The organism is Streptomyces sp. NBC_00637 (assembly GCF_045161545.1).
GTDB lineage: Bacteria > Actinomycetota > Actinomycetes > Streptomycetales > Streptomycetaceae > Streptomyces.
This window is the reverse complement of the sequence record NZ_CP109046.1, coordinates 4,696,365-4,719,894: the sequence shown is the minus strand read 5'-3', so window position 1 is coordinate 4,719,894 and position 23,530 is coordinate 4,696,365. Positions and strand designations below refer to the sequence as shown.

The 23,530-nt window shown below is 72.8% G+C and carries 17 protein-coding genes; 2 read left to right on the top strand and 15 right to left on the bottom strand.

From position 1 onward, the window contains the following. Positions 1 to 20: 20 nt before the first annotated feature. The 13 genes from OG440_RS20770 to OG440_RS20710 all read right to left on the bottom strand — a co-directional run bounded on the left by OG440_RS20770 (position 21) and on the right by OG440_RS20710 (position 18,591). Positions 21 to 668 (bottom strand): TetR/AcrR family transcriptional regulator, encoded by a 648-nt coding sequence (locus tag OG440_RS20770; RefSeq protein ID WP_406008295.1) that lies wholly within the window; start codon positions 666 to 668, stop codon positions 21 to 23. Beyond that, positions 656 to 1,402 carry an enoyl-CoA hydratase family protein gene (locus OG440_RS20765; protein ID WP_406008294.1) on the bottom strand — a complete coding sequence of 249 codons (747 nt, stop codon included), beginning with the start codon at positions 1,400 to 1,402 and terminating at the stop codon, positions 656 to 658. The genes OG440_RS20770 and OG440_RS20765 overlap by 13 nt, the downstream gene beginning before the upstream one ends. Further along, positions 1,399 to 2,967: a 4-coumarate--CoA ligase family protein gene (locus OG440_RS20760; RefSeq protein ID WP_406008293.1), complete on the bottom strand. Its 1,569-nt coding sequence runs from the start codon at positions 2,965 to 2,967 to the stop codon at positions 1,399 to 1,401. Before OG440_RS20760 ends, OG440_RS20765 begins: the two co-directional genes overlap by 4 nt. Positions 2,968 to 3,009: 42 nt before the next feature. Beyond that, positions 3,010 to 4,155, bottom strand: coding sequence for an acyl-CoA dehydrogenase family protein (locus OG440_RS20755; RefSeq protein ID WP_406008292.1), 1,146 nt, complete (start codon positions 4,153 to 4,155; stop codon positions 3,010 to 3,012). An 80-nt stretch (positions 4,156 to 4,235) separates the two neighbouring features. Then, positions 4,236 to 6,089 carry an acetyl/propionyl/methylcrotonyl-CoA carboxylase subunit alpha gene (locus OG440_RS20750; protein ID WP_406008291.1) on the bottom strand — a complete coding sequence of 618 codons (1,854 nt, stop codon included), beginning with the start codon at positions 6,087 to 6,089 and terminating at the stop codon, positions 4,236 to 4,238. 5 nt (positions 6,090 to 6,094) lie between these two features. Beyond that, on the bottom strand, positions 6,095 to 7,693 hold the full coding sequence (locus OG440_RS20745; RefSeq protein WP_406008290.1) for an acyl-CoA carboxylase subunit beta: 1,599 nt from the start codon (positions 7,691 to 7,693) through the stop codon (positions 6,095 to 6,097). After that, entirely contained in the window at positions 7,690 to 9,378 is a 1,689-nt protein-coding gene (locus OG440_RS20740; RefSeq protein ID WP_406008289.1) for an acyclic terpene utilization AtuA family protein, read from the bottom strand. Before OG440_RS20740 ends, OG440_RS20745 begins: the two co-directional genes overlap by 4 nt. Further along, entirely contained in the window at positions 9,375 to 10,169 is a 795-nt protein-coding gene (locus OG440_RS20735) for a TIGR03084 family metal-binding protein (protein WP_406008288.1), read from the bottom strand. The genes OG440_RS20740 and OG440_RS20735 overlap by 4 nt, the downstream gene beginning before the upstream one ends. A 382-nt stretch (positions 10,170 to 10,551) precedes the next feature. After that, a complete protein-coding gene (locus tag OG440_RS20730; protein ID WP_406008287.1) occupies positions 10,552 to 11,508 on the bottom strand; it encodes an EamA family transporter in 957 nt (318 codons plus the stop codon). 115 nt (positions 11,509 to 11,623) lie between these two features. After that, on the bottom strand, positions 11,624 to 13,954 hold the full coding sequence (locus tag OG440_RS20725; RefSeq protein ID WP_406008286.1) for an ABC transporter ATP-binding protein: 2,331 nt from the start codon (positions 13,952 to 13,954) through the stop codon (positions 11,624 to 11,626). Positions 13,955 to 14,025: 71 nt separating this feature from the next. Further along, positions 14,026 to 14,151 (bottom strand): hypothetical protein, encoded by a 126-nt coding sequence (locus OG440_RS20720; protein WP_351763093.1) that lies wholly within the window; start codon positions 14,149 to 14,151, stop codon positions 14,026 to 14,028. Between the two features lie 167 nt (positions 14,152 to 14,318). Further along, positions 14,319 to 15,443 carry a lipid II:glycine glycyltransferase FemX gene (locus OG440_RS20715; RefSeq protein WP_406008285.1) on the bottom strand — a complete coding sequence of 375 codons (1,125 nt, stop codon included), beginning with the start codon at positions 15,441 to 15,443 and terminating at the stop codon, positions 14,319 to 14,321. 142 nt (positions 15,444 to 15,585) lie between these two features. Next, positions 15,586 to 18,591, bottom strand: a complete 3,006-nt coding sequence (locus tag OG440_RS20710) for an FAD-binding and (Fe-S)-binding domain-containing protein (protein WP_406008284.1) — start codon at positions 18,589 to 18,591, stop codon at positions 15,586 to 15,588. 148 nt (positions 18,592 to 18,739) lie between these two features. Here OG440_RS20710 and serC point away from each other — a divergent pair, with 148 nt between their 5' ends. After that, entirely contained in the window at positions 18,740 to 19,858 is a 1,119-nt protein-coding gene (gene serC, locus OG440_RS20705; RefSeq protein WP_406008283.1) for a phosphoserine transaminase, read from the top strand. Positions 19,859 to 19,939: 81 nt separating this feature from the next. Here serC and OG440_RS20700 read toward each other — a convergent pair whose 3' ends face one another. Continuing rightward, on the bottom strand, positions 19,940 to 21,484 hold the full coding sequence (locus OG440_RS20700) for a cellulase family glycosylhydrolase (protein ID WP_406008282.1): 1,545 nt from the start codon (positions 21,482 to 21,484) through the stop codon (positions 19,940 to 19,942). Positions 21,485 to 21,681: 197 nt separating this feature from the next. Next, a complete protein-coding gene (locus tag OG440_RS20695) occupies positions 21,682 to 22,698 on the bottom strand; it encodes a WD40 repeat domain-containing protein (protein WP_406008281.1) in 1,017 nt (338 codons plus the stop codon). A 101-nt stretch (positions 22,699 to 22,799) separates the two neighbouring features. On the opposite strand from OG440_RS20695, the gene OG440_RS20690 reads away from it, so the two are divergent. Next, on the top strand, positions 22,800 to 23,474 hold the full coding sequence (locus tag OG440_RS20690) for a GDSL-type esterase/lipase family protein (protein ID WP_406008280.1): 675 nt from the start codon (positions 22,800 to 22,802) through the stop codon (positions 23,472 to 23,474). Positions 23,475 to 23,530: the final 56 nt, after the last annotated feature.

Sequence of the window (23,530 nt, the reverse complement as noted above, 5' to 3'; positions counted from 1 at the left end):
GCGGGCCGTCGACGGTGGGTTCAGCCGAGCGTGTCGTCCAGCAGCCCCGCCCACTGCGTCACCACGCGCTCGCGGCGTCCCGCGTCGTCGGTGAGGAGGTTGGCGAGGCCGAGGCCGCGGGCCATGTCCAGCAGGCCCTGGACGGTCTCGCGGACGCCGGGCGCGGACTCGTCGGCGCCCAGGAGCTCGACGGCTATGCGGTGGCTCTCGCGGCCCACGCGGGCCTCCAGCTCGGTCACGCGGGGGCGCAGCTGCTCCTCGTTGGAGGCGGCCACCCACAGGTGCAGGGCGGCGCGGAAGAGGGGGCCGGTGTAGAGGCCCACGAGGGCACCGACGACCGCGCGCCGGTCGCCGGCCGCGCCCTGCGGGAACAGCGCGCGCAGCGCTTGCGAGCGTTCCTCGGCGACGTACTCGACCGCGGCGGTGAAGAGGTCCTCCCGGGTGGGGAAGTGGTGCTGGGCCGCCCCCCGGGAGACGCCCGCGCGTTCGGCGACGACGGAGACCGTGGAGCCCGCCCAGCCGCGTTCGGCGAGGCAGGCCACGGCGGCCGCCAGGAGCCGCTGCCGGGTGGCCCGGCTGCGGTCCTGCTTGGGCACCCGGTCACCGGGCCCCCGGTCTGCCGGGGCGCGGTCGTCCGGGGTGTGGTCGTCCGTGGTCACAACACCCATGGAGGGTCCCGTCGTTCGAGGAAGGCCGTCAGTCCCTCGCGGGCGTCGGGGCCGGCGAACAACGAGGCCGAGAGCCTGGTCATCTCGCCCGCGTCCTCGACGAAGGCCTCCAGCACCCTAGCCGTGAGCAGCTCCTTCGTCCTGGCCAGGGCCGTGGGTGCGGCCCGGCGCAGACCGTCCAGGACGGGTGCGAGGGTCTCGTCCAGGTCGTTGTCGCCGGCCGACCGGGTGACGAGGCCGATCCGGGCCGCCTCGGCCGCGCCGAAGGTCTCGCCGGTGAGGCAGTAGCGGGCGAGGGCGCGCGGCTCGACGCGGGGCAGCAGCGGCAGCGAGATGACGGCGGGCGCGACCCCGATGCGCACCTCCGTGAACGCGAAGGTCGCCGTCCCGGAGGCGACCGCGATGTCGCAGGCGCCGAGCACGCCCAGGCCGCCCGCCCGCACATGCCCGTCGACCCGGGCCACCACCGGTTTGCGCAGTTCCAGGATCCGCCGGAGCAGCGCGGGCACCGCGTCGGGCGGCGGCGGGTCCTTCAGGTCGGCGCCGGCGCTGAAGGTGTTGCCGGTGTGGGTGAGGACGACGGCGCGTACGTCGTCGTCCTTCTCGCAGCTCCCGAGCGCGTCCGTCAGCTCGCTCACGAGGGCGCGCGAGAGGGCGTTGCGGGTGGCGGGCGAGTCGAGACCGAGGGTCTCGACTCCTCGGACGCGGGTCCGTCCGACCAGGGCGGTCGTCATGCACGCTCCCTCAGTTGGCGGCGCAGGATCTTCCCGGAGGCGGCGCGCGGCACGGCGTCGATGAAGGTGACCCGGCGGACGCGCTTGTAGGGGGCGACCCGCTCGGCGACGTACATCGCGATCTCTCCTTCGGAGAGGCCGGGTGACGTGGGCTGCCGGACCACGTACGCGTGCGGGACCTCGTTGCCGTCGTCGTCGTAGGCGCCGATGACGGCCGCGTCCGCTATGCCGGGATGGGTGAGCAGGAGGGCTTCGAGCTCGGCGGGGGCCACCTGGAAGCCCTTGTACTTGATCAGTTCCTTGACCCGGTCGACGACGAACAGCCAGCCGTCCTCGTCGACCCGGCCGACGTCGCCGGTGTGCAGCCAGCCGTCGCCGTCGATCATGTCGGCGGTGGCGTCGGGACGCCCCAGGTAGCCCTTCATGATCTGCGGGCCCCGGATGAGGATCTCGCCGGGCTCGCCGGCGTCGAGGTCCTTGTCGGGGTCGTCGAGGGAGACGATCCGCATCTCGGTGCCGGCGATGAGCTTGCCGACGGTACCGGCGGGGGCCTCCCGCATGGCGTCGAGCGGGACGACATGGGTGCCCGGGGACAGTTCCGTCATGCCGTAGGCCTGGCCGACCGGGGGCAGGCCCAGGCGCTCGGCGCAGGCGGCGGCGAGGCCGGCGTCCAGGGGCGCGGCCGCGCTGACGACATACCGCAGGGACGACAGGTCGTACTGTGCCACCGCCGGGTGCTTGGCGAGGGCGAGGACGATGGGCGGGGCCACGTACAGGCCGGTGATGCGGTGGTTCTGGATGGCCGCGAGGAAGGTCTCCAGGTCGAAGCGGGGCAGCACCACGACGGTGGCACCCTGCCGCAGCGGCGCGTTCATCAGGGCGGTCAGGCCGTAGATGTGGAAGAAGGGCAGCACGGCGAGGATGCGGTCGCCGGGGCCGGCGGACATCGCCGGATGGAGCTGCGCGAGGTTCGTCGCGATCTGCCGGTGCGTGAGCATCACGCCCTTGGGGACGCCGGTGGTGCCGGAGGAGTACGGCAGGGCCGCCACGTCTTCCACCGGGTCGATGTCCACCTGCGGTTCGGGGGCCGCCGAGGCGAGCATGTCGACGAGCGAGCGGTGCCCGGTGGCGGTGTCGCAGACGAAGATCTCCGCGATGCCGCCCGCGAGTTCGGCCGCCCGCCGGGCCGTCCCGAGCAGCGGCGAGACGGTGACGATCCAGCGGGCGGCGGAGTCGCGGAGCTGTTTGCCGAACTCCTCTGCGGTGGCGAGCGGGTGCACGGTGGTGACCGTGGCGCCCGCGCGGGTGGCCGCATAGAACGCGAGCGGGAAGGCGACGGTGTTGGGGCTGTGCAGGGCCAGTACGTCGCCCTTGCGGACCCCGGCCTCGGCGAGCGCCGCGGCGACCCGCCGGTGGAACCGGTCCACCTGGTCGTACGTGAGGGTGGTGCCGTCCGTGCCGTCGACCAGCGCCGGCAGTTCGCCGAACTCGGCGGCACGGCCCAGCACGGCGTCGTGGATCGGCAGTTCTACGGGCGGGACGTCTGCGAACTCGCTGCGGAACATGGTTCCTCCTCGCGCGCCGGACACGACGGTTGCCGGCTGCGGTCAGTACGACTTGGGCAGGCCCAGGGTCTGATGGGAGACGTAGTTGAGAATCATCTCCCGGCTCACCGGGGCGATACGAGCCACCCGGGAGGCGGTTATCAGCGAGGCGAGGCCGAACTCGCGCGTGAGGCCGTTGCCGCCGAGGGTGTGCACGGCCTGGTCGACCGCCTTCACACAGGCCTCCCCGGCCGCGTACTTGGCCATGTTGGCGGCCTCGCCCGCGCCGACGTCGTCCCCCGCGTCGTACAGGTGGGCCGCCTTCTGCATCATCAGGCGGGCCAGTTCGAGGTCGATGTGGGCCTGCGCGAGGGGGTGGGCGATGGCCTGGTGGGCGCCGATCGGGCTCTTCCAGACGGTGCGCTCGCGCGCGTACGCGATCGCCTTGGAGAGCGCGTGACGCCCCATGCCGATCGCGAAGGCGGCCGTCATGACGCGCTCGGGGTTGAGTCCGGCGAAGAGCTGGAGCAGGCCCGCGTCCTCGTCCCCGACGAGCGCCTCCGCCGGGAGCCGTACGTCGTCCAGGACGAGCTCGAACTGCTTCTCGACGCTGTTCAGTTCCATGTCGATGCGGCGGCGGGAGAAGCCTTCGGCGTCGCGCGGGACGATGAACAGGCAGGGCTTGAGACTGCCGGTGCGGGCATCCTCGGTCCGGCCGACGATCAGGGTGGCGTCGGCGATGTCGACGCCCGAGACGAAGACCTTGCGGCCGGTCAGCAGCCAGTCGCCGCTCGCCGGGTCGCGGCGGGCGGTGGTGGTGATGCGGTGGCTGTTGGATCCGGCGTCGGGTTCGGTGATACCGAACGCCATGAGACGGCTGCCGTCGGCCAGCGCGGGCAGCCACTCCCGCTTCTGGGCCTCGGTGCCGAACCGGGCGATGACCGTGCCGCAGATCGCCGGGGAGACGATCATCATCAGCAGCGGGGCCCCCGCGGCGCCGAGCTCCTCGAGGACCAGGGAGAGCTCGGCGATGCCGCCGCCCCCGCCGCCGTACGCCTCCGGCAGGTTGACGCCGATGTAGCCGAGCTTGGCGGCCTCCTGCCAGAGGCCGCTCTTCTCCGCGTCGGAGTCGTCGACGTGGCTCTTGGCGAAGGACGAGACCGCCTTGCGGAGGGCCTTGTGCTCGTCGGATTCGATCAGCGTGCTCACTGTGTCTCCTTCGTCTGCGGATGCGTCGTGGCCGGTAGCGCCCACGCGGCGGAGCCCCAAAGACGGGGCGCCTGCGTCCCTCAGGGCCCGCTTCCCTCGACGACGGCCAAGAGGGTGCCGAGCTCCACTTGCTGTCCTGTCGTGACCGGCAACACGGTCACCGTCCCCTCCACCGGCGCCGCGATGACGTGTTGCATCTTCATCGCTTCGAGCCACAGCAGCGGTTCACCGGCCCGGACACTCGATCCGGTGATCAGACCGTCCGCGAGCTTGACGACCGTGCCGGGCATCGGCGCGAGCAGGGAGCCGGGGGCGTGCTGGGCCTCCGGGTCGGGGAAGCGGGGCAGCGCCGTGAGGACCTCGCCGTTGACGTGCACGCGGTCGCCGTAGCGGGCGACCTCGAAGCGGCGCCGTACGCCGTCGATCTCCAGGACGACCAGGCCGGGTTCGGCGCGCACCACCTGTACGCCCTCGGCCGTGAGGCCGGTCCGGGTGCGGTGGTAGCGGACCTCCGTCTCCGCGCCCGCCGCCGCGTACCGCTTCGTCTGCGGCTGCGACGGCAGGTTGCGCCAGCCGCCCAGCGGCGAGCGGGTGGACGCGTCCGCGAGGGCGGCGGCCAGCGGGGCATAGGGGTCGGGGGCCGGGACGGTGAGGTCGCCGAGATGCCGGTCGTAGAAGCCGGTGTCCATGCGGGCGGAGGTGAACTCCGGGTGGCGCAGGGAGCGGACGAGCAGGTCGCGGTTGGTGACCGGGCCGTGCAGGACCGTGCGTTCCAGGGCGCCCGCGAGCTTGCGGATCGCCTCCGCGCGCGTGGGGGCGTGGACGACGACCTTGGCGAGCATGGGGTCGTAGTGGACGCCGATGTCGTCGCCGTCGCCGAAGCCGGTGTCCAGGCGGACGCCCTCGGGGACGGTCAGGCGGTGCAGGGTGCCGGTCTGCGGGGTCCAGTCGTTCGCGGGGTCCTCGGCGTAGAGACGGGCCTCGACGGCGTGGCCACGCGCGCGTGGCGGCTCGACGTCCAGGGCGGCGCCCTCCGCGATCCGGATCTGTTCGGCCACCAGGTCGAGACCGAAGACGGCCTCCGTGACGGGGTGTTCGACCTGGAGGCGGGTGTTCATCTCCAGGAAGTGCGCGCGGCCGTCGGCGACGAGGAACTCGACGGTGCCGGCGCCGACGTACGAGACGGCCCGCGCGGCGCGCACGGCGAGGGCGCGCAGTTCCTCCGCCGACCGCTCGGACAGGCCCGGCGCCGGCGCCTCCTCGATCACCTTCTGGTGGCGTCGCTGGAGGGAGCAGTCGCGGGTGCCGAGCGCCCAGACCGTGCCGTGCGTGTCGGCGAGGATCTGCACCTCGACATGGCGGCCGTTCTCGACGTACGGCTCGACGAACACCTCGCCGTCGCCGAACGCGCTCGCGGCCTCGGCTCGGGCCCCCTCCAGGGCGGCGCCCAGCTCCGCCAGGCGGCGCACGACGCGCATGCCGCGACCGCCACCACCGGCGGCCGCCTTCACCAGCACCGGCAGGTCGGCCTCGGTCACCTCGTCCGAGGCGAGCGGGGCGAGTCCCATGAGCTGTTTGGCCCGGGTCTTGGACGCCATCGCCTCGATCGCCTCGGGTGGCGGCCCGATCCAGACGAGCCCCGCGTCCAGGACGGCGCGCGCGAAGCCGGCGTTCTCGGACAGGAAGCCGTAGCCGGGGTGCACGGCGTCCGCGCCGGCGCCGACGGCGGCCTTCACCACGAGGTCGGCGCGCAGGTAGGTGTCCGCGGGCGAGCTGCCCGGCAGCCGTACGGCCGTGTCGGCCACGCGCGCGTGGAGGGCGGTCGCGTCGGCGTCCGAGTGCACGGCGACGGTGCGGATGCCCGCCTCGCGGCAGGTGCGGAAGACGCGGCAGGCGATCTCGCCGCGGTTGGCCACCAGAACGGAAGTAATCATGAGCCTCACATCCGGAAGACGCCGAAGCCACCCCGCGCACCCTCGAAGGGCGCGGTGTGGACGGCCGACAGGCACAGGCCGAGAACGGTGCGGGTGTCGCGCGGGTCGATGACACCGTCGTCGTACAGCCGCCCGGACAGGAACATCGGCAGCGACTCGGACTCGATCTGCTGCTCCACCATGGCGCGCAGGGCGGCGTCCGCGTCGTCGTCGTAGGGGTGGCCCTTCGCGGCAGCCGACTGCCGGGCGACGATCGACAGGACCCCGGCGAGCTGCTGCGGGCCCATCACCGCCGACTTGGCGCTCGGCCACGCGAAGAGGAACCGCGGGTCGTAGGCGCGCCCGCACATGCCGTAGTGGCCGGCCCCGTACGAGGCGCCCATGAGGACGGACAGGTGCGGGACCTTCGAGTTGGCGACCGCGTTGATCATCATCGCGCCGTGCTTGATGATGCCGCCCTGCTCGTACTCCTTGCCGACCATGTAGCCGGTGGTGTTGTGCAGGAAGAGGAGCGGGATGTCGCGCTGGTTGGCGAGCTGGATGAACTGGGCGGCCTTCTGGGACTCCGCGCTGAAGAGCACGCCCTGGGCGTTGGCCAGGATCCCGACCGGGTAGCCGTGCAGATCGGCCCAGCCGGTGACGAGGCTCGTCCCGTAGAGCGGCTTGAACTCGTCGAAGTCGGAGCCGTCGACGATCCGCGCGATGACCTCGCGCGGGTCGAAGGGGGTGCGCAGATCCCCGGGGACGATGCCCAGGAGTTCGTCCTCGTCGTACTTGGGAGGGACGGCCGGGCCCGGATCCGGGTACGCCTTGCGGTGGTTGAGGCGGGCGACCACGCGGCGTGCCTGCCGCAGCGCGTCCAGCTCGTCGACGGCGAAGTGGTCGGCGAGGCCGGACACGCGCGCGTGCATCTCCGCGCCGCCCAGCGACTCGTCGTCGCTCTCCTCGCCGGTCGCCATCTTCACCAGCGGCGGCCCGCCGAGGAACACCTTCGCGCGCTCCTTGACCATGATCGCGTGGTCGGACATGCCGGGGATGTACGCGCCGCCCGCGGTCGAGTTCCCGAAGACGACGGCGACGGTCGGGATCCCGGCGGCGGAGAGCCGGGTCAGGTCGCGGAAGACGGCCCCGCCCGGGATGAAGATCTCCTTCTGCGACGGCAGGTCGGCGCCGCCCGACTCGACCAGGCTGACGCAGGGCAGCCGGTTGGCCAGGGCGATGTCGTTGGCGCGCAGGGCCTTCTTCAGGGACCAGGGGTTGCTGGCGCCGCCGCGCACGGTCGGATCGTTGGCGGTGATCAGGCACTCCACGCCCTCGATGATCCCGATGCCGGTGACGAGCGAGGCGCCCACCGTGTATTCGCTGCCCCAGGCGGCCAGCGGCGACAGCTCCAGGAACGGCGTGTCGGGGTCGACGAGCAGCTCGATGCGCTCGCGGGCGAGGAGCTTGCCGCGGCCACGGTGCCTGGCGACGTATTTCTCGCCGCCCCCCGCCAGCGCCTTCGCGTGCTCGGTGTCCAGGTCGGAGAGCTTGGCGAGCATCGCCTCGCGGTGCGCGCGGTAGTCGGGGCCCTGGGTGTCCAGGGCGGACGTCAGAGCCGTCACAGGAGGGCCTCCGGGATGTCCAGGTGTCGGGAGCGCAGCCATTCGCCGAGTGCCTTGGCCTGCGGGTCGAAGCGGTGCTGGGCGGCGACCCCGGCGCCGAGGACGCCCTCGACCACGAAGTTCAGGGCGCGCAGCCGGGGCAGGGCGTGACGGGTGACGGTCAGCTCACGGCTCTCGGGGACGAGCTCCCGGAACCTGTCGGCCGTCAGTTCGTGGGCGAGCCAGCGCCAGGCGTCGTCGGTCCGCGCCCACACGCCCACGTTGGCGTCGCCGCCCTTGTCGCCGCTGCGGGCGCCGGCGACGAGACCGAGCGGCGCGCGCCGGACCGGGCCGGGGGGCGGCGGATCCGGCAGCTCCGGTTCCGGCAGCTCATCGAGGGCGAGGGTGCCGGCGGCCGGGGGCGGGGCGATGGGCAGGCGGCGGCCGTCGTCGAGGACGGCGAGGTGCTCGACGTCCTCCTGCGGCACGTACGCGGCCTCGAACACCCCGTAGGGGGAACCCCTCCCGGGCGGCGCGAGCACATGGAAGCCGGGGTAGCTCGCCAGCGCCAGCTCCACGGCGGCCCCGCTCAACGCCCGTCCCACGGCGTCCTGTTCGGGGTCGCGCACGACGAGCCGCAGCAGTGCGCTCGCGGTCTCCTCGGTGTCGGCGTCGGGCCGGTCGGTACGCACCAGATCCCACCGCACTTCCGCCGGACGGGACTTGAGGAACACCTGCGCCATCTGTTCGCGCACGAGGGCCGCCTTGGCCTCGATGTCCAGGCCGGTGAGCACGAAGACGACCTCGTTGCGGAAGCCGCCGAGCCGGGTCCGGCCGACCTTGAGGGTCGGGGGCGGGGCCTCCCCTCGCACGCCGTCGATCCGTACCCGGTCGGGGCCGTCCTGGGTGAGCCGTACGGTGTCCAGACGGGCGGTGACGTCGGGGCCGGCGTACCGGGCGCCCGTCGTCTCGTACAGCAGCTGGGCGGTCACCGTGCCGACGTCGACGAAGCCGCCGGTGCCGGGGTGCTTGGTGATGACGCAGCTGCCGTCCTCGTGGATCTCGGCGAGCGGGAAGCCGGGCCGCCGCAGGTCACGGCCGCCCTCGGCGAAGAAGGCGTAGTTGCCGCCGGTGGCCTGCGTCCCGCACTCCAGGACGTGTCCGGCGACGACGGCGCCCGCGAGCCGGTCGTACTCCCCGGGCCCCCAGCCGAAGTGGGCGGCGGCGGGGCCGGTGACGAGGGCCGCGTCGGTGACCCGTCCGGTGACGACGATCTCCGCGCCCTCGCGCAGGCACGCGGCGATACCGGAGCCGCCGAGATACGCGTGGGCGGTGAGGCTGCCCGGATACCGGGCGCCGAGGTCGTCGCCCTCGACGTGCGCGACGCGTACCGGGATACCGAGCCGGTCCGCCAACTGCCGTACGGCATCGGCGAGTCCGGCCGGGTTGAGGCCTCCCGCGTTGGTGACGACACGTATGCCGCGGTCGTGGGCGAGGCCGAGGGACTCCTCCAGCTGCCGCAGGAAGGTGCGGGCGTATCCGGCGGCGGGGTTCTTCAGCCGGTCGCGGCCGAGGATCAGCATGGTCAGCTCGGCGAGGTAGTCGCCGGTGACGACGTCGAGTTCGCCGCCGGTGAGCATGTCGCGCAGGGCGTCGAAACGGTCGCCGTAGAAGCCGGACGCGTTGCCTATCCGCAGGACCGTCACCGGACGGCGCCCTTCGGCGGACGGCCGCCGCCGGGCGGGCCCGCGAAGGCCTGGGCGATGTCCAGCCAGCGGTCGGCGTCGGGCCCCTCGGCGCGCAGGGCGAGGTCGGCTCGGTGGGCACGCTGGGTGACCAGGAGACAGAAGTCGAGGGCGGAGCCCGTCACGCGGTCCGCGGCGTCCTCGGGGCCGTACGTCCACAGCTCGCCGGACGGGCCGTGCAGTTCCACGCGGAACTCCTCGAACGGCGTGGGCAGTCCGTGGACGCCGAAGGCGAAGTCCCGGGTGCGGACACCGAGGCGGACGATGTGCCGGAGCCGGTCGGTGGGTGCGAGTGTCTCGCCCAGCGCGTCCGCCACGTCCTGGCCGTGGGCCCAGGTCTCCATGAGCCGGGCGGTGGCCATCGAGGCGGCCGACATGGGCGGGCCGTACCAGGGGAAACGCGCTCCCGCCGGGGCCGCGCGCAGGGCGTCCGCGAGCGCCTCGCGCCCGGCCCGCCAGTCCGCGAGCAGCCGCTCGGGCTGCTTCTCGGCCCCCTCCCGCGCGCCGTTGTCGACGAAGTCCCCGGGCGCGGCGAGCGCCTTCTCGACCTCGCGGGTGAACGCGTCCTGATCGGTCACGGCCAGCGTGGAGGAGCGGTCGGTCCAGGCGAGATGCGCGATCTGGTGGGCGACGGTCCAGCCGGGGGCGGGCGTCGGGAGCGTCCACCGCTCGGGGCTCAACTCGGCTACCAGCCGGTCGAGTTCGTCGCTTTCGGCACGGAGATCGTCGAGCACGGGCGTCGGGTCGGCCATGGGGTGGAGCATGGCAGCGAGGCCAGAAACAATCAAGCATGCTTGCATGAATTTCCGCGCGGGCCCCGCTCCGGCCGACCCGGGGGGGCGGGGGGCGGTCGGGGTCACGGGGGCGGTCGGGGCGGTCGGGCGGTCGGGGTCACCGGGGCGGCCGGGAGCCGAGGTAGCCAGGGCGGCCAGGGTGGTCCGGGCCGCACGGCGGACTCAAGCCGCCGTCAGGTCTGACTCGACGCCCGCGCCCCGGTCCGGCAACGCCTGTGCGTCCCGCTCACGCAACGCCCGCGCGGCCCTGGCAACGCCCGCGCGAGCGCTTCACGCAACGCCCAGGCGCCCCCTCACGCAACGCCCGCGCGAGCGCTCCCGTGAGGCCTCCGTGTTCGGCTCACGCCTCCGGGACGGCCCGTTTCGGCCGGCCGACCTGGGTCCGGACCGCGCCCATGCTCGCCGCGACGACGAGGGCGATCGCGGCCGCCTGGATCGCGGTCAGGGCCTGGTCGAGGATGAGGAAGCCCGCGGTGGCGGCGACGGCCGGCTCCAGGCTCATCAGGATCGCGAAGGTGGAGGCGGGCAGGCGGCGCAGGGCGAGGAGTTCGAGGGTGTAGGGGAGGACCGAGGAGAGCATGGCCACGGCCGCGCCCAGGCCCAGCGTCACCGGGTCGGCCAGTTTCGCGCCCGACTCGACGAGGCCGAGGGGGAGGAAGAGCAGCGCGCCCACCGCCATCGCCAACGCCAGTCCGTCCGCCTGGGGGAAACGCCGGCCGGTGCGAGCGCTGAAGACGATGTACGCCGCCCACATCACCCCCGCACCCAGGGCGAACGCGACACCCGCCGGGTCGAGGCCACCGCCGAACCCTCCACCGTCCCCGCCGCTCCCGCTGAGCAGGAACACCCCCGCGAGAGCCAGGGCGGCCCAGACGAGGTTCAGCGCGCGGCGCGAGACCACGACCGACAGCGCGAGGGGGCCGAGGACCTCCAGCGTCACCGCCGCACCGAGCGGAATGCGGTCGACCGACTGGTAGAAGAGGCCGTTCATCGCGGCCATCGTGACCCCGAAGACGACGACCGTGCCCCAGTCGGCGCGGGAGTGGCCCCGCAGCCGTGGCCGGCAGACCACCAGCAGGACCAGCGCCGCCACCAGCAGCCGCAGCGCCACCACGCCCAGCGCGCCCGCCCTGGGCATCAGCGTCACCGCCAGCGCGCCGCCGAACTGCACCGAGATGCCTCCGGCGAGCACGAGGCCGACCGGGCCGAGTGCACCCAGGCGGCCGGCGGCCCCGGGGGCGCCGGTCGCCGTGGCACCGGGGGCGAGCTGAGGTGTGGTGGTGTCGGGGGCAGTCACGGGCGGTCCTGGTCTCGACTCGAGGTCTGTACATCACGCTGCACTGTCAAGTTCAGGGTAATGGACTTCGTCAGGTGTGTGAACCCGTTATGCCGCTGTCTCGGGCTGTGAGACGTCAACTGCCCGACGGCGCCCCGTACTCCTCGTCGCGAAAGAGCGGGCGGCCGTAGGCGAGGGTCGTCGGGACGGTCCCGTACATCCCGGAGGCGGTCGGCCGCACGGCCCAGGCGGCGGCGTACGCCGGCGGGGCGTAGGCCTCCTGGGCGGGCCCGTACGCACAGGCCTGCGCGTGTCCGACCCCGACATCGACCCCGGCCCCGGCCGGCCCGGCCGCGAGACCGTAGTCGTGCCCGTAGGGGGCAGCGAGGTCCGCCTGCTCGGCGTATCCGTGGTCGACGGCTCCGGAAGGGGCGGCGTATCGGGGATCGGATCCGTTGCCGTACCCGTACGACTCGTACCCGTACGACTGGTCCGCGTACGGCCGGCCCCCATGCGGCTGGTATCCGTACGCCTGGCCCCCGTAGGGCTGGTCCCCGTACGACCCGCCCCCGTACGGCTGCGCTGCCACAGGCGCCGCTGCCGCCGTGGCCGCTGACGCCGGTTCCGCCAGGAACAGGGGCAACCGCAGTTCGCCCGTGTCCATCACCGCGTTGTTCTGTGAGCGGTGCAGCCGGGCGTAGGCGCCGCCGCGGGTCAGGAGGTCCTCGTGGCGGCCCGCCTCCACGACCCGGCCGCCGTCCACGACGAGGATGCGGTCGGCGTCGGGAGCGAGGTTGAGGTCGTGGGTGATCATGATCGTGGTGCGGCCCGCCATCAGCCGGCGCAGGGGCTTCACGACCCGGCGGGCGGCCATCGCGTCCAGGCCCGTCGTCGGCTCGTCCAGGACCAGGACCGGGGCGTCGCGCAGGATCGCCCGGGCGATCGCCAGTCGTTGCAGCTGACCGCCGGACAGGCGGGCGGAGTTGGGGTCGACCTTCGTGTCGTAGCCGTCGGGGAGCGCGGTGATGAAGCCGTGCGCGTCGGCCGCCCGGGCCGCCTCCTCGATCGCCCGGTCGCTGGCGCCGGGCCGGCCGCAGGCGATGTTCGCGCGGACGGTGTCGTGCAGGACGAGCGTCTCCTGCGGGAGCAGCGTCACGTACTCGCGCAGCCGGGCCAGGGGGAAGTCCCGTAGGGGGACGCCGTCGAGCAGGACGTCGCCCGCGTCGGGGTCGTAGAAGCGCAGCAGCAGCTTGGAGACGGTGGACTTGCCCGCGCCGCTCGGGCCGGTGATGATCACCAGCTCGCCCGGGCGCACGGCGAACGACAGCCCCTCCAGGGCGTGCCGGTCCGCGCCGGGGTAGCGGAAGCCGACGTCCCTGACCTCGACCGTGCCGTCCGGGCGGCCCACCTCCACGCCGCCCGCGGGATCGCCGACCGAGGGTTCGACGTCGAGGATCTCGATCAGCCGTTCCGCGCCGGCCGTGGCCGCGGTGACGGTCAGGCCGAGCTGGGCCAGGCCCTGGACGGGCGGGTAGAGGTAGCCGAGGAAGGCGGCGAAGGCGAGGAGCTGGCCCAGGGTCATCCGGCCGGTGGAGATCTCCCAGGCGCCGATGCCGATCACCGCGAGCACGCAGACCGTCTCGATGACCTGCACCAGCTGCTCGTACGCCTCGTTCAGCCGGGTCGACCGGACGGAGGCGCGGAACCAGGCCGTCGCCTCCTCGTGCAGGCGCCGGCGTTCGGCGTCGCGACGGTCGTAGGCCTGGGTGAGGACGATGTTGCCGAGGGACTCCTCGACGACGGAGGTGATCGCGCCGTCCGCCACCCGGCCCGCCCTCGACACGTCCTTGATGGACCCGGAGAAGCGGCGGGCGACCAGCCAGAAGAGGGGTGCCAGGACGAAGGTGGCGGCGGCCAGGTCCCAGCGCAGCCAGAAGGCGGCGGCCGCGTAGAAGAGCGCGCTGAAGAGCGCCGAGGCCGCGCCCACCAGCCCGGACACGACCAGCGTCTCGATCGCCTCGACATCACTCGTCAGACGGGACAACAGGTCGCCCTGGCGGTGGCTTTGGAAGAAGTGGGGCGGCAACCGCTGTACGTGGTCGAAGACATGCTCGCGCAGCCGCATCACGAAGCGTTCGGTGGCCCATGCGGCCAGGGAGTTGCCCGCGTAGGCGACGAGCGCCCCGACGACGGCGACGCCCAGCCACTTCGCGGCCGGCGTCCAGAACGCGCCGAGCGAGCCCTCGCGCAGGGCGTTGTCCGTGAGTTCGCCGAAGAGCAGGATCGCCTCGGTCTCGGCGAGCGCGGCGAGGACCGTGCACACCCAGACGATCACCAGCCATTTCCGCAGGCCTCTGGTCAGCGGAAAGAAACGACGGAATGCGGTGCGGGCCGGAATGGTGGGGGTTTCGTATTCGAATTCATCGCCCTCCGCACCCTCCCCCCCTTCCTCATATTCCTTGCCCATTTCGCCTCCAGCTCAGGGACAATAAAACAAGAAGGGGCCGATGGTGCACCATCGGCCCTTTCTGCAGCTGCTCAGTTGTCCCGGCCGGGCAGCGGCGGCTGCGGCTGGAGCTTCTTCTTGGGCTTGGGCTTCGGCGGCGGCGGAAGCTGCTTCGACTTGGGCTTGGGGGGCAGCGGGGCCAGCTTCTTGAAGCTCATTACGACTCCTATGGGGGAGATGGCGCTTTACTTTCGTCCACTGTCCGGAATTCCGCGTCCGGTTCCCGACATCCAGAAACTTACACGGTTCTCATTCGGGCGAACAGCGAAACAAGCAAAGCCCTCCTGTGAATACCCTTGGAGAAGCTGGGAGTTGGCGACGGCAGCTATCTGCGGGCCATGTAAAGGTCCAGCACCCTGTGCAGAAGCTTGTTGAGCGGGAAGTCCCACTCACCCAGGTATTCCACGGCCTGTCCGCCTGTGCCCACCTTGAAGCGGAGCAGGCCGAGCAGGTGGTTGGACTCCTCAAGGGTGTCGGTGATGCCCCTCAAGTCGTAGACGGCGGCGCCGAGTTCATGAGCGTCGGTCATCATGCGCCACTGCATGGCGTTGTTCGGCTGGACCTCGCGCCTTCGGCTGGTGGAGGCGCCGTAGGAGTACCAGACGTGCTCGCCGACGGTCAGCATGGTCGCCGCGGCGAGGACCTCGCCGTCGTGGTGGGCGAGGTAGAGCCGCATCCGGTCGGGGTGTTCGGCGTTCAGCGCGCTCCACATGCGCTGGAAGTAGGCGAGGGGACGCGGCAGGAAACGGTCGCGCTCGGCGGTCTCGGTATACAACCCGTAGAACGCCGGAAGGTCCTCCGCGCCACCCCGGACGACCTTCACGCCCGCCTTCTCGGCCTTCTTGATGTTGCGCCGCCACTGCTGGTTGAGGCCTCCGTGGACGTCCTCCAGCGTGCGTCCGGCGAACGGGACCTGGAAGACGTAGCGGGGCTGGCCGGCCGCGAAGCCGTCCTCTCCGCCCGGCTCGGTCTGCTGCCAGCCGGCCCGGCGCAGCCGTTCGGCGATCTCCAGGGCGCCCGGCTCGTACGAGCTCGGCTCGGCGTCCCGCAGCCGGTGGGCGCCCGGGTCGGCGACGGCCGCCTTGACCGCGTCGGCGCTCCAACGCCGTACGACGACGGGCGGGCCCATCTTCACCGAGAACGCCCCGCGCGCCTTCAGCCACGCGAGCATCGGTTCCAGCCAGCTTTCGACGAGGTCCGGCGCGTGCCAGTCGACGAGCGGCCCCTCGGGCAGATACGCCAGGTACTTCCGCAGCCTCGGCAGCGGCCGCAGCAGCACCAGCCCGACGCCCACGAGCGCACCCGTCCCGTCGGTCCAGCCCAGGCTCTCCGCCCGCCAGTCCGGCTTCACGTCGCCCCACGACGGGACCTGCATATGGCTGGCGGAAGGGCGGGCCGCGACGAAGGCCAGATGCTCGTCACGGGTGATGGACTGGACACGCAGGCTCATGCGCGAGACTCCTTCGAATGGACGTTCGCATCACGGGGGCGGATCGTGGTGCGCCGGACGACCGTCCCGGCCAGCGTAGGAGTCGGCCCCGCCCATCCCGGCCTCAGCCACGCCCACCACCGCCCGCGCGGATCACCGTCTCTCAGTGCTCGCGCCCGTCGTCGTCCAGGCCCTCGGTCAGGCCCTCCGCCAAGCCCTCCGCCAGTACCTCCGCGAGGTGTTTCCCGCGGGTCCCCGCCAGTTGCTCCAGTTGGGTGCGGCACGAGAAGCCGTCCGCCAGGACCACGGCCGTCCCGGGGGCGTCCCGCACGGCCGGCAGGAGCTGCTCCCGCGCGCATGCCGCCGACACCTCGAAGTGGCCCTTCTCGAAGCCGAAGTTGCCGGCGAGGCCGCAGCACCCGCCGCTCAGGTCGCCGGTGAGACCCGCGGCCTCGCGCAGCCGCCGCTCGGCCGCGTCGCCCAGGACCGCGTGCTGGTGGCAGTGGGTCTGGCCGACCGCCGGACGGTCCAGGCGGGGCGGGGTCCAGTCGGGCGCGTGCCGCTCCAGCGCCTCCGCGAAGGTGAGGACACGGGCGGCGAGGCGGGCCGCGCGCGGGTCGTCGGACATCAGCTCGGGCAGGTCGGTGCGCAGGGTCGCCGCACAGCTCGGCTCCAGGACGACGACCGGCGCGGCCGTCTCCAGCACCGGTTCCATCAGGTCGAGCGTGCGGCGCAGCACCACGCGCGCGTGGTCGAGCTGGCCGGTGGAGACGTACGTCAGCCCACAGCAGACCCGGCCCCGGCGGGCGGAGAGCAGCCCGGCCGCGCTCCTCGACCGGCCGTCGCCCACCGGCCTGCCCCGCATCCGCAGGGTCGGCGGCAGCGCCACCCGCAGCCCCGCGGCCTCCAGGACCCGCACGGCGGCCCGGCCCACGGAGGGTGAGAGATGCTCGGTGAAGGTGTCGGGCCACAGGACGACCAGCTCGCCGCCCTGTTCCGCCCCGGGTGCGGCCCCGGGTGCGGCCCCGGGTGCGGCCCCGGGCGCGGGCCTCCTGCGCCGCCACCACCCGCTGAACGTCTGCCGCGCCAGCCGCGGGAGGTCCCGCTCGGCCGCGATCCCGCCCAGCCGCTTGGCGACGCCCGCCAGGGGGCCGACGGAGGCGAGCGCGTTGAGCGGGGCGGCCGCCCGCAGCCGGCTCGCCCACCGCAGCCACACCGGCAGCCACCCCATGCTGTAGTGCGCGGCCGGGCGCCGGCGGCCCGCGTAGTGGTGGTGGAGGAACTCCGCCTTGTAGGTGGCCATGTCGACCTCGACGGGGCAGTCGGAACGGCAGCCCTTGCAGGACAGGCACAGGTCGAGCGCGTCCCGGACCTCCGTGGAGCGCCAGCCGTCGGTCACCAGCTCACCGGCCAGCATCTCGTGCAGCAGCCGGGCACGCCCGCGCGTGGAGTGCTCCTCCCGCCCCGTGACCCGGAACGACGGACACATCACTCCCGCCCCCGGCCCCGCTCCGGCACCCGCCCCGGCCTCCGGCGCGGCCGTCGTACGGCACTTCGCGACGCCGACGCAGCGGCGCACCGCCGCCGAGAAGTCGCCGCCGTCGGACGGGTAGCCGAAGGCCACGTCGACCGGCTCGCGCGGCAGCACGGCGAAGCGCAGACCGGCGTCGAGGGGCGCGGGACGCACCAGCATCCCCGGGTTGAGGAGGTCGTCCGGGTCCCACACCCCCTTGGCCCGCTCGAACAGCGCGACCATCTCCGGCCCGTACATCCTCGGCAGCAGCTCGGCCCGGGCCTGTCCGTCGCCGTGTTCGCCGGAGAGCGAGCCGCCGTGGGACACGACCAGGCCGGCCAGTTCCTCGGAGAAGCGACGGAAACGGGCGATCCCCGGCGCCGTCAGCAGGTCGAAGTCGATGCGGACGTGGATGCAGCCGTCCCCGAAGTGCCCGTACGGCGTGCCGCGCAGGCCGTGCTCGGCGAGCAGCGCCCGGAAGTCCCGCAGGTACGCGCCGAGCCGGGCCGGCGGTACCGCGCAGTCCTCCCAGCCGGGCCAGGCCTCCTTGCCGCGCCCGGCCCCAGGGGGCTGGGAGGTGCCCCCGGGCATGCGGGTCGCCCTCCCGCTCGCGTCCTCCCGGATCCGCCACAGGGCCCGCTGCCCGGCGGGGTCCCGTACGACCCGCGCGTCCAGGACGTCCGCCGCGCGCACGATCGCGTCCGCACGCGCGCGTGCCTCGCTCTCAGACTCCCCGCCCGTCTCCACGAACAGCCAGGCCCCGCCGCGCGGCAGCCCGGCCGCCGCGCCCGGCGGCACCAGGTCGGCCGCCATCCCCTCCACCGTCAGCGGCCCGTACGGCAGCAGCCCGGCCGCGGCCTCGGCGGCCGCGCCCTCGTCGGCGTACCCGAGCACGGCGAGCACGCGCGCGCGTGGCGCCTCGACGAGCCGAACGACGGCCTCGGTGAGCAGGCCCAGGGTGCCTTCGCTGCCGCAGAAGGAACGGGCGACGTCGGCGCCGTTCTCCGGCAGCAGCGCGTCCAGCGCGTACCCCGAGATACGTCGGGGCAGCTCGGGAAAGCCGGTCCGCAGCCGGGCGAGCTCCCCGTCCACCAGCGCGCGCAGCCCGTCCGGCGCCCCCGCCCACCCCCGTCCGAGCCGCAGCCGCCGGCCGCGCGCGGTGACGACCGCCAGCTCGCGCACACCGTCCGCCGTCGTCCCCCATGCCACCGAGTGGGAACCGCAGGCGTTGTTGCCGATCATCCCGCCGAGCGTGCAGCGGCTGTGGGTGGAGGGGTCGGGACCGAAGCGCAGTCCGTGCGGGGCGGCGGCCTCCTGGAGCCGGTCGAGCACCAGACCCGGCTGCACGACGGCCGTCCGCGCCTCCGGATCCAGGGCGACCAACCGGTTCATGTGGCGGGTGAAGTCCAGCACCACGCCGGTGCCCGTGGCCTGCCCCGCGATGGACGTACCCCCACCGCGCGCGACGACCGGCACCCCGTGCGACCGGCACACCGCGAGCACCGCCACCACGTCGTCGGCGTCCCGGGGCGCCACCACCCCGAGCGGGACACGCCGGTAGTTGGACGCGTCCATGGTGGTGAGCGCCCGGGAGGTCACGTCGAACGCGACCTCGCCCCGGACGGCCTTGCGCAGATCGGCTTCGAGGTCCGTCATGGGGTCCACCCAATCAGGAGAGGGGGGAACAGGGCAGTCCGGGCCGGTGCGGGCCAGGGACCCCGGCCCCCGGCGCCCCACCGGGAACCCGTCTCACCCGACGGACCACGTTTCACCCAGGTTTCCCCCACCGGCTAACCTCGCCTTCGTGGCTGAGATCCGGATTCCTGCTGACATCAAGCCCGCCGACGGTCGATTCGGCGCGGGCCCCTCCAAGGTGCGGGTGGAGGCGCTGGACGCCCTGGCCGCCACCGGCACGTCCCTCCTCGGCACCTCCCATCGTCAGGCCCCGGTCAAGAACCTGGTCGGCCAGGTACGCGAGGGCATCTCCGAGCTGTTCTCCCTCCCCGAGGGGTACGAGGTCGTCCTCGGCAACGGTGGCTCCACCGCGTTCTGGGACATCGCGACCCATGGTCTGATCGAGAACAAGTCGCAGCACCTCACGTTCGGCGAGTTCTCGTCCAAGTTCGCGAAGGCCGCCAAGCTGGCCCCGTGGCTGGCGGAGCCGACGGTCGTCTCCTCCGACCCGGGCACGCACCCCGAGCCCGCGGCCGAGGCGGGCGTCGACGTCTACGCCTTCACCCACAACGAGACCTCCACCGGTGTCGCCGCCCCGATCAGGCGGGTGGCGGGCGCCGACGAGGGCTCCCTCGTCCTGGTGGACGCCACGTCCGGCGCCGGCGGCCTCCCGGTCGACATCGCCGAGACGGACGTCTACTACTTCGCCCCGCAGAAGTCCTTCGCCTCCGACGGCGGCCTGTGGATCGGCGTGTTCTCCCCGGCCGCGATCGAGCGCGCCGAGCGGATCCACGCGTCCGGCCGGCACATCCCCGAGTTCTTCAGCCTGCCGACGGCGATCGACAACTCCCGCAAGAACCAGACGTACAACACCCCGGCCCTCTCCACCCTCTTCCTGCTGAACCAGCAGCTGGAGTGGATCAACGGCCAGGGCGGCCTGGACTGGTCGGTGCGCCGCACCGCCACCTCCGCGCGCACGCTGTACGGCTGGGCCGAGGACGTCAAGTACGCGAACCCGTTCGTCGCCGACCCGGCCAAGCGCTCCCAGGTCATCGGCACGATCGACTTCTCCGACGACGTGGACGCGGCCGCCGTCGCCAAGGTGTTGCGCGCCAACGGCATCGTCGACACCGAGCCGTACCGCAAGCTCGGCCGCAACCAGCTGCGGGTCGCGATGTTCCCGGCGGTCGACCCGGCCGACGTCGAGGCGCTCACGAAGAGCATCGACTACGTGATCGAGAAGCTCTGACCGCTGCGGTACCGCATGAGCACCCCTCAGGTATGAGGACGAAGGGCGCCCGGTGCACACCGGGCGCCCTTCGTCGCTTTCTCACGCCGCGGCGCAGCTCACGCTCGGCACACCCCCGCCCCCGGGTGCGCCACCGAACCCGAAGCTCGCCGAACCGCCCGCCGGGAGCGCCCCGTTGTGCGCGGCGTTGACCGCGGTGACCGCGGCCCCGCTCTGGGTGTACGAGGCGTTCCACATGCTGGTGATCTGCTGCGCGCCGCCGAAGGTCCAGGTCACCTTCCAGGAACCGATCGCCGTGGTACCGGTGTTGGTGACCTTCACCTCGGCGTTGAAGCCGCCGCCCCAGTCGCTGCTGACGGTGTAGGCGGCGGCGCAGGAGGCCGTGCCGCCACCGCCGCTCCCGCCGTCTCCCCCGCCGCTCCCGCCGGTCGCTGGGAAGCCCGGCGCCTTGACGCTCGCCAGGTAGCCGTCCTTCACGGTGTCGACGCTCTGCCAGTCGTCCTTCAGGATGCCGCCGGTGTCACCGGAGTTGGGGTTCCAGGACCAGAAGGTCCAGTGGAAGGAGTCGGCGCCGTACGTCGACGTCGGCCGGAGGTAACTCACCAGTGCCGCCAGCCACTTCTGGTCCACCGTCGACTGGAGCGTGGTGCCGAACTCGCCCACCCACACGGGAGCGATGTTCTGCTTGAAGATGTAGCCCCAGTACTTGTCCCAGATCCCCGGCATGTTCGCGGGGAACGCCGGGTCGCTGAACCAGCTCTGCTGGGCGACGCTCGTCGCGTAGTCGTGGGCCGAGTACACGACCCGGTTCGCCACGTCGAGCTGCACCGGGTACTGGCCGACGCCCATCAGGTTGCCGCCCCACCAGCCCGAGACGCCGTTGAAGGACTGCACGCCCTCGACGAAGATCAGCAGGGCGGGGTTGACGGACAGGACGGCGTTGCCGCCGCGCTGGGCGGCCAGCCGCCAGTCGGTCGCGGTGTCCCCGCAGCCCCAGCAGGCGGGATCGTGGGGCTCGTTGTGCAGGTCGATGCCGACGACCGTGTCCTGGCCCTTGTAACGGGCCGCGAGGGCCTTGAGGTTGGTGATCCACGTCGACTCGGGGACCGCGGCCGTGTACCAGAGCGCCGACTGCCCGCCCGCGTCCGGCCGGTGCCGGTCGAGGATGACCTTCAGACCGTCCTGACCGGCGTACGAGACGATCCTGTCCAGGATCTGGAGGGAGTTCAGGCCCTGGAGGTCGGCGTTCTTGCCGCTGCTGAAGTCGATGCTGTTGGGGACGGTCGTGCTCTTGAAGATGTCGTCGCTGTAGGGGATGCGGATGGTGTTGTAGCCCAGCGACCTCATCTGGTCGATCATGCTCTTGTAGTCCCGGGACCAGAGTCCGTGGACGACGTAGTTGCCGGTCTCGAAGCCGAACCAGTTGATCCCGGCGACCCGGACCGGCTGTCCGGCCGCGTCCAGGATCTGGCGGCCGCTGGTGTGCCAGTAACCGGCTCCGGCCGCGGCGGCGGCCGCCACGTCGTGGGCCGCTTCCGCCGCGAGGGCCGTCTGCGCACCGGCTCCCAGCGGTATCAGAAGCGCGGCGGCAACACCGCACAGCATTCTTCGCAAGCTGCGGAACATCTCGCTGCTTCCTCTCGGGAGGCGCGGGCCCGGAACGTATGGGAGCGCTCCCATACACCGCGCACCCCCCAGGAAACCGACAGGCCATGACCACGTCAATACAAGCGGCGGTGGCGGCTCCGCGCGAAGGCGGTCGGTTCTCCGCGCGAAGGCGGTCATCTCCGCGCGAAGGAGCTCGGCTCTCCGCGCGAAGACGCTCAGTCGCGGCGCAGCAGCCGACGCAGACCGAAGACGGCGACGCAGACCGCGGCGACCGCCAGCGCGCCGATCTTGACGCTGCCACCGGCCGAGGAACCGCCGTCCTCCCCCGAGGCGCTCGAACTCCCGCCCCCGGACGAGGACCCGGAACCCGAGGCGGTACCCCCGGGCGCGTCCTCCGCCACCACGGAGCTCCCGGAACCCTCGCTCCCGTACAGGAGCTCGGTGCCGTCGGCGGAGTAGCTGACGGACTCCCCCTGCCGTTGCAGCGGCACGTCGAGCCGCCCCTCGCGCTTGATCTTCCCGCCGTTCCAGGCGTAGGAGATGCCGCCGAAGTAGCCGCGGACGGCGATCCGGGTGCCGTCCGGGGAGAACGCGGCGTCGGTGGCCCAGAGGTCGACGGCGGCGACGGGCTTGAAGACGTTCGCCCCGGAGGCGGAGAGGTTCGCCGGCCCCTCGTAGAGGTGCCCGCCGTCCTCCTTCTTGTCGATGATGTAGACCCGCCCGGTCCTGGGGTGCACCAGGAGCGACTCGGCGTCGCGCGCGCCGTCGGAGTACTTCACGACGTACTGCGTGGCCTTGACGGTCCGGTCGACGAGCTTCGCCGGCTCGGGCAGCCGGTAGATCCACACGTACGGCCAGGTCCCGCCGAGGTTGTCGCCGATGTCGCCGACCCAGATCTCGTTGTCCGGGCCGATGGAGATCGCCTCGACGTCCCGGGGCGTGCCGACGCCGGTCAGGGTGAGCCGGGCGACGGTCTTCCCGGTCGCGCCGTCCACGGCGTAGAGGTAGGGGCCGTCGTCGCTGTCGTTGTGGGTCCAGTAGACGCCCGGGTGCTGCCGCGAGGCGGCGAGACCGCTGGACTCGGTGATACGCGGATCCTCGATGGTGAATCCCTTGTCGCCGTCGGCCGCGTGGGCGGCGGGCGCGGTGGACGCGGCGAGCACGGTGAAGGCCCCCGACAGGAGGACTCCGGCGAGAAGGGCTCCGGCTCGGACGGCGAAAGATCGGCGCATGCCCACAAGCCTGCCATCCCGCCCTCCCGTTCACGGATTCGTGGCCGGTCTCACACGTCCCCGGCGGGAGTGATCCTTTCCCGATCCCTCATCATGAGCGGATGCTCAGGTTCATGCCCGTAGGCGACTCGATGACGATCGGCAGCGCGGGCGAGCACACCTGGCGCTATCGGATGTGGCGGCACCTGTGCGCCACCTACGGCGGCCCGTTCACGCTGTGCGGCCCCCGCGAGGCGCTCTACGACAAGGCGACGGACTCCGCCACGTCGCACGCCTACGCCGACCCCGACTTCCCCCGCGGTCACCTGGCCGGCTGGGGCGAGGGCTGGCTGCACATGGCGCCGCTGATCGGCGAGGCGGTCCGCGCGTCGGGGGCGGACATCCTGCTGGTCTCGCTCGGCCTGATCGACCTGGGCTTCTACACGAACGCCGAGCAGACCGCGGAGAACGCGCGCGCCTTCGCCGCCGAGGCCCGCGCGGCGAACCCGCGGATCGCCATGGTGTGGCTGCCGGTCATCCCCAACATCCGCGCCGCGAACGACGAGCCCTTCGCCGCCCAGGTCGCCCGCTTCAACGAACTCCTGGCGAAGACGGCCGCCGACCTGGACGAGCCGGGCTCCCCCATCCTGCTGGCCTCGGTCCCGCGTACCTGGGACATCGGGACCGACACCTACGACGGCACCCACCCGAACGCGACCGGCGAACACCGGCTGGCCTCGGCCTTCGCGGAGGCGATGTACCAGGGGTGGGAACTGGGCGGGGAGTACGCGGGCTGAGGTTCACACCGCGCCCGCGTTCTGACATATGCGCCCCGCGCCGTGAACTGGTCACC

What these genes read in the sequence shown, in the direction of transcription:
- OG440_RS20770 (WP_406008295.1), bottom strand. Translation starts at nt 668, where the DNA reads ATGGGTGTTGTGACCACGGACGACCACACCCCGGACGACCGCGCCCCG.
- OG440_RS20765 (WP_406008294.1), bottom strand. Translation starts at nt 1,402, where the DNA reads ATGACGACCGCCCTGGTCGGACGGACCCGCGTCCGAGGAGTCGAGACC.
- OG440_RS20760 (WP_406008293.1), bottom strand. Translation starts at nt 2,967, where the DNA reads ATGTTCCGCAGCGAGTTCGCAGACGTCCCGCCCGTAGAACTGCCGATC.
- OG440_RS20750 (WP_406008291.1), bottom strand. Translation starts at nt 6,089, where the DNA reads ATGATTACTTCCGTTCTGGTGGCCAACCGCGGCGAGATCGCCTGCCGC.
- OG440_RS20735 (WP_406008288.1), bottom strand. Translation starts at nt 10,169, where the DNA reads ATGGCCGACCCGACGCCCGTGCTCGACGATCTCCGTGCCGAAAGCGAC.
- OG440_RS20725 (WP_406008286.1), bottom strand. Translation starts at nt 13,954, where the DNA reads ATGGGCAAGGAATATGAGGAAGGGGGGGAGGGTGCGGAGGGCGATGAA.
- OG440_RS20720 (WP_351763093.1), bottom strand. Translation starts at nt 14,151, where the DNA reads ATGAGCTTCAAGAAGCTGGCCCCGCTGCCCCCCAAGCCCAAGTCGAAG.
- OG440_RS20715 (WP_406008285.1), bottom strand. Translation starts at nt 15,443, where the DNA reads ATGAGCCTGCGTGTCCAGTCCATCACCCGTGACGAGCATCTGGCCTTC.
- OG440_RS20710 (WP_406008284.1), bottom strand. Translation starts at nt 18,591, where the DNA reads ATGACGGACCTCGAAGCCGATCTGCGCAAGGCCGTCCGGGGCGAGGTC.
- OG440_RS20700 (WP_406008282.1), bottom strand. Translation starts at nt 21,484, where the DNA reads ATGTTCCGCAGCTTGCGAAGAATGCTGTGCGGTGTTGCCGCCGCGCTT.
- OG440_RS20695 (WP_406008281.1), bottom strand. Translation starts at nt 22,698, where the DNA reads ATGCGCCGATCTTTCGCCGTCCGAGCCGGAGCCCTTCTCGCCGGAGTC.
- OG440_RS20690 (WP_406008280.1), top strand. Translation starts at nt 22,800, where the DNA reads ATGCTCAGGTTCATGCCCGTAGGCGACTCGATGACGATCGGCAGCGCG.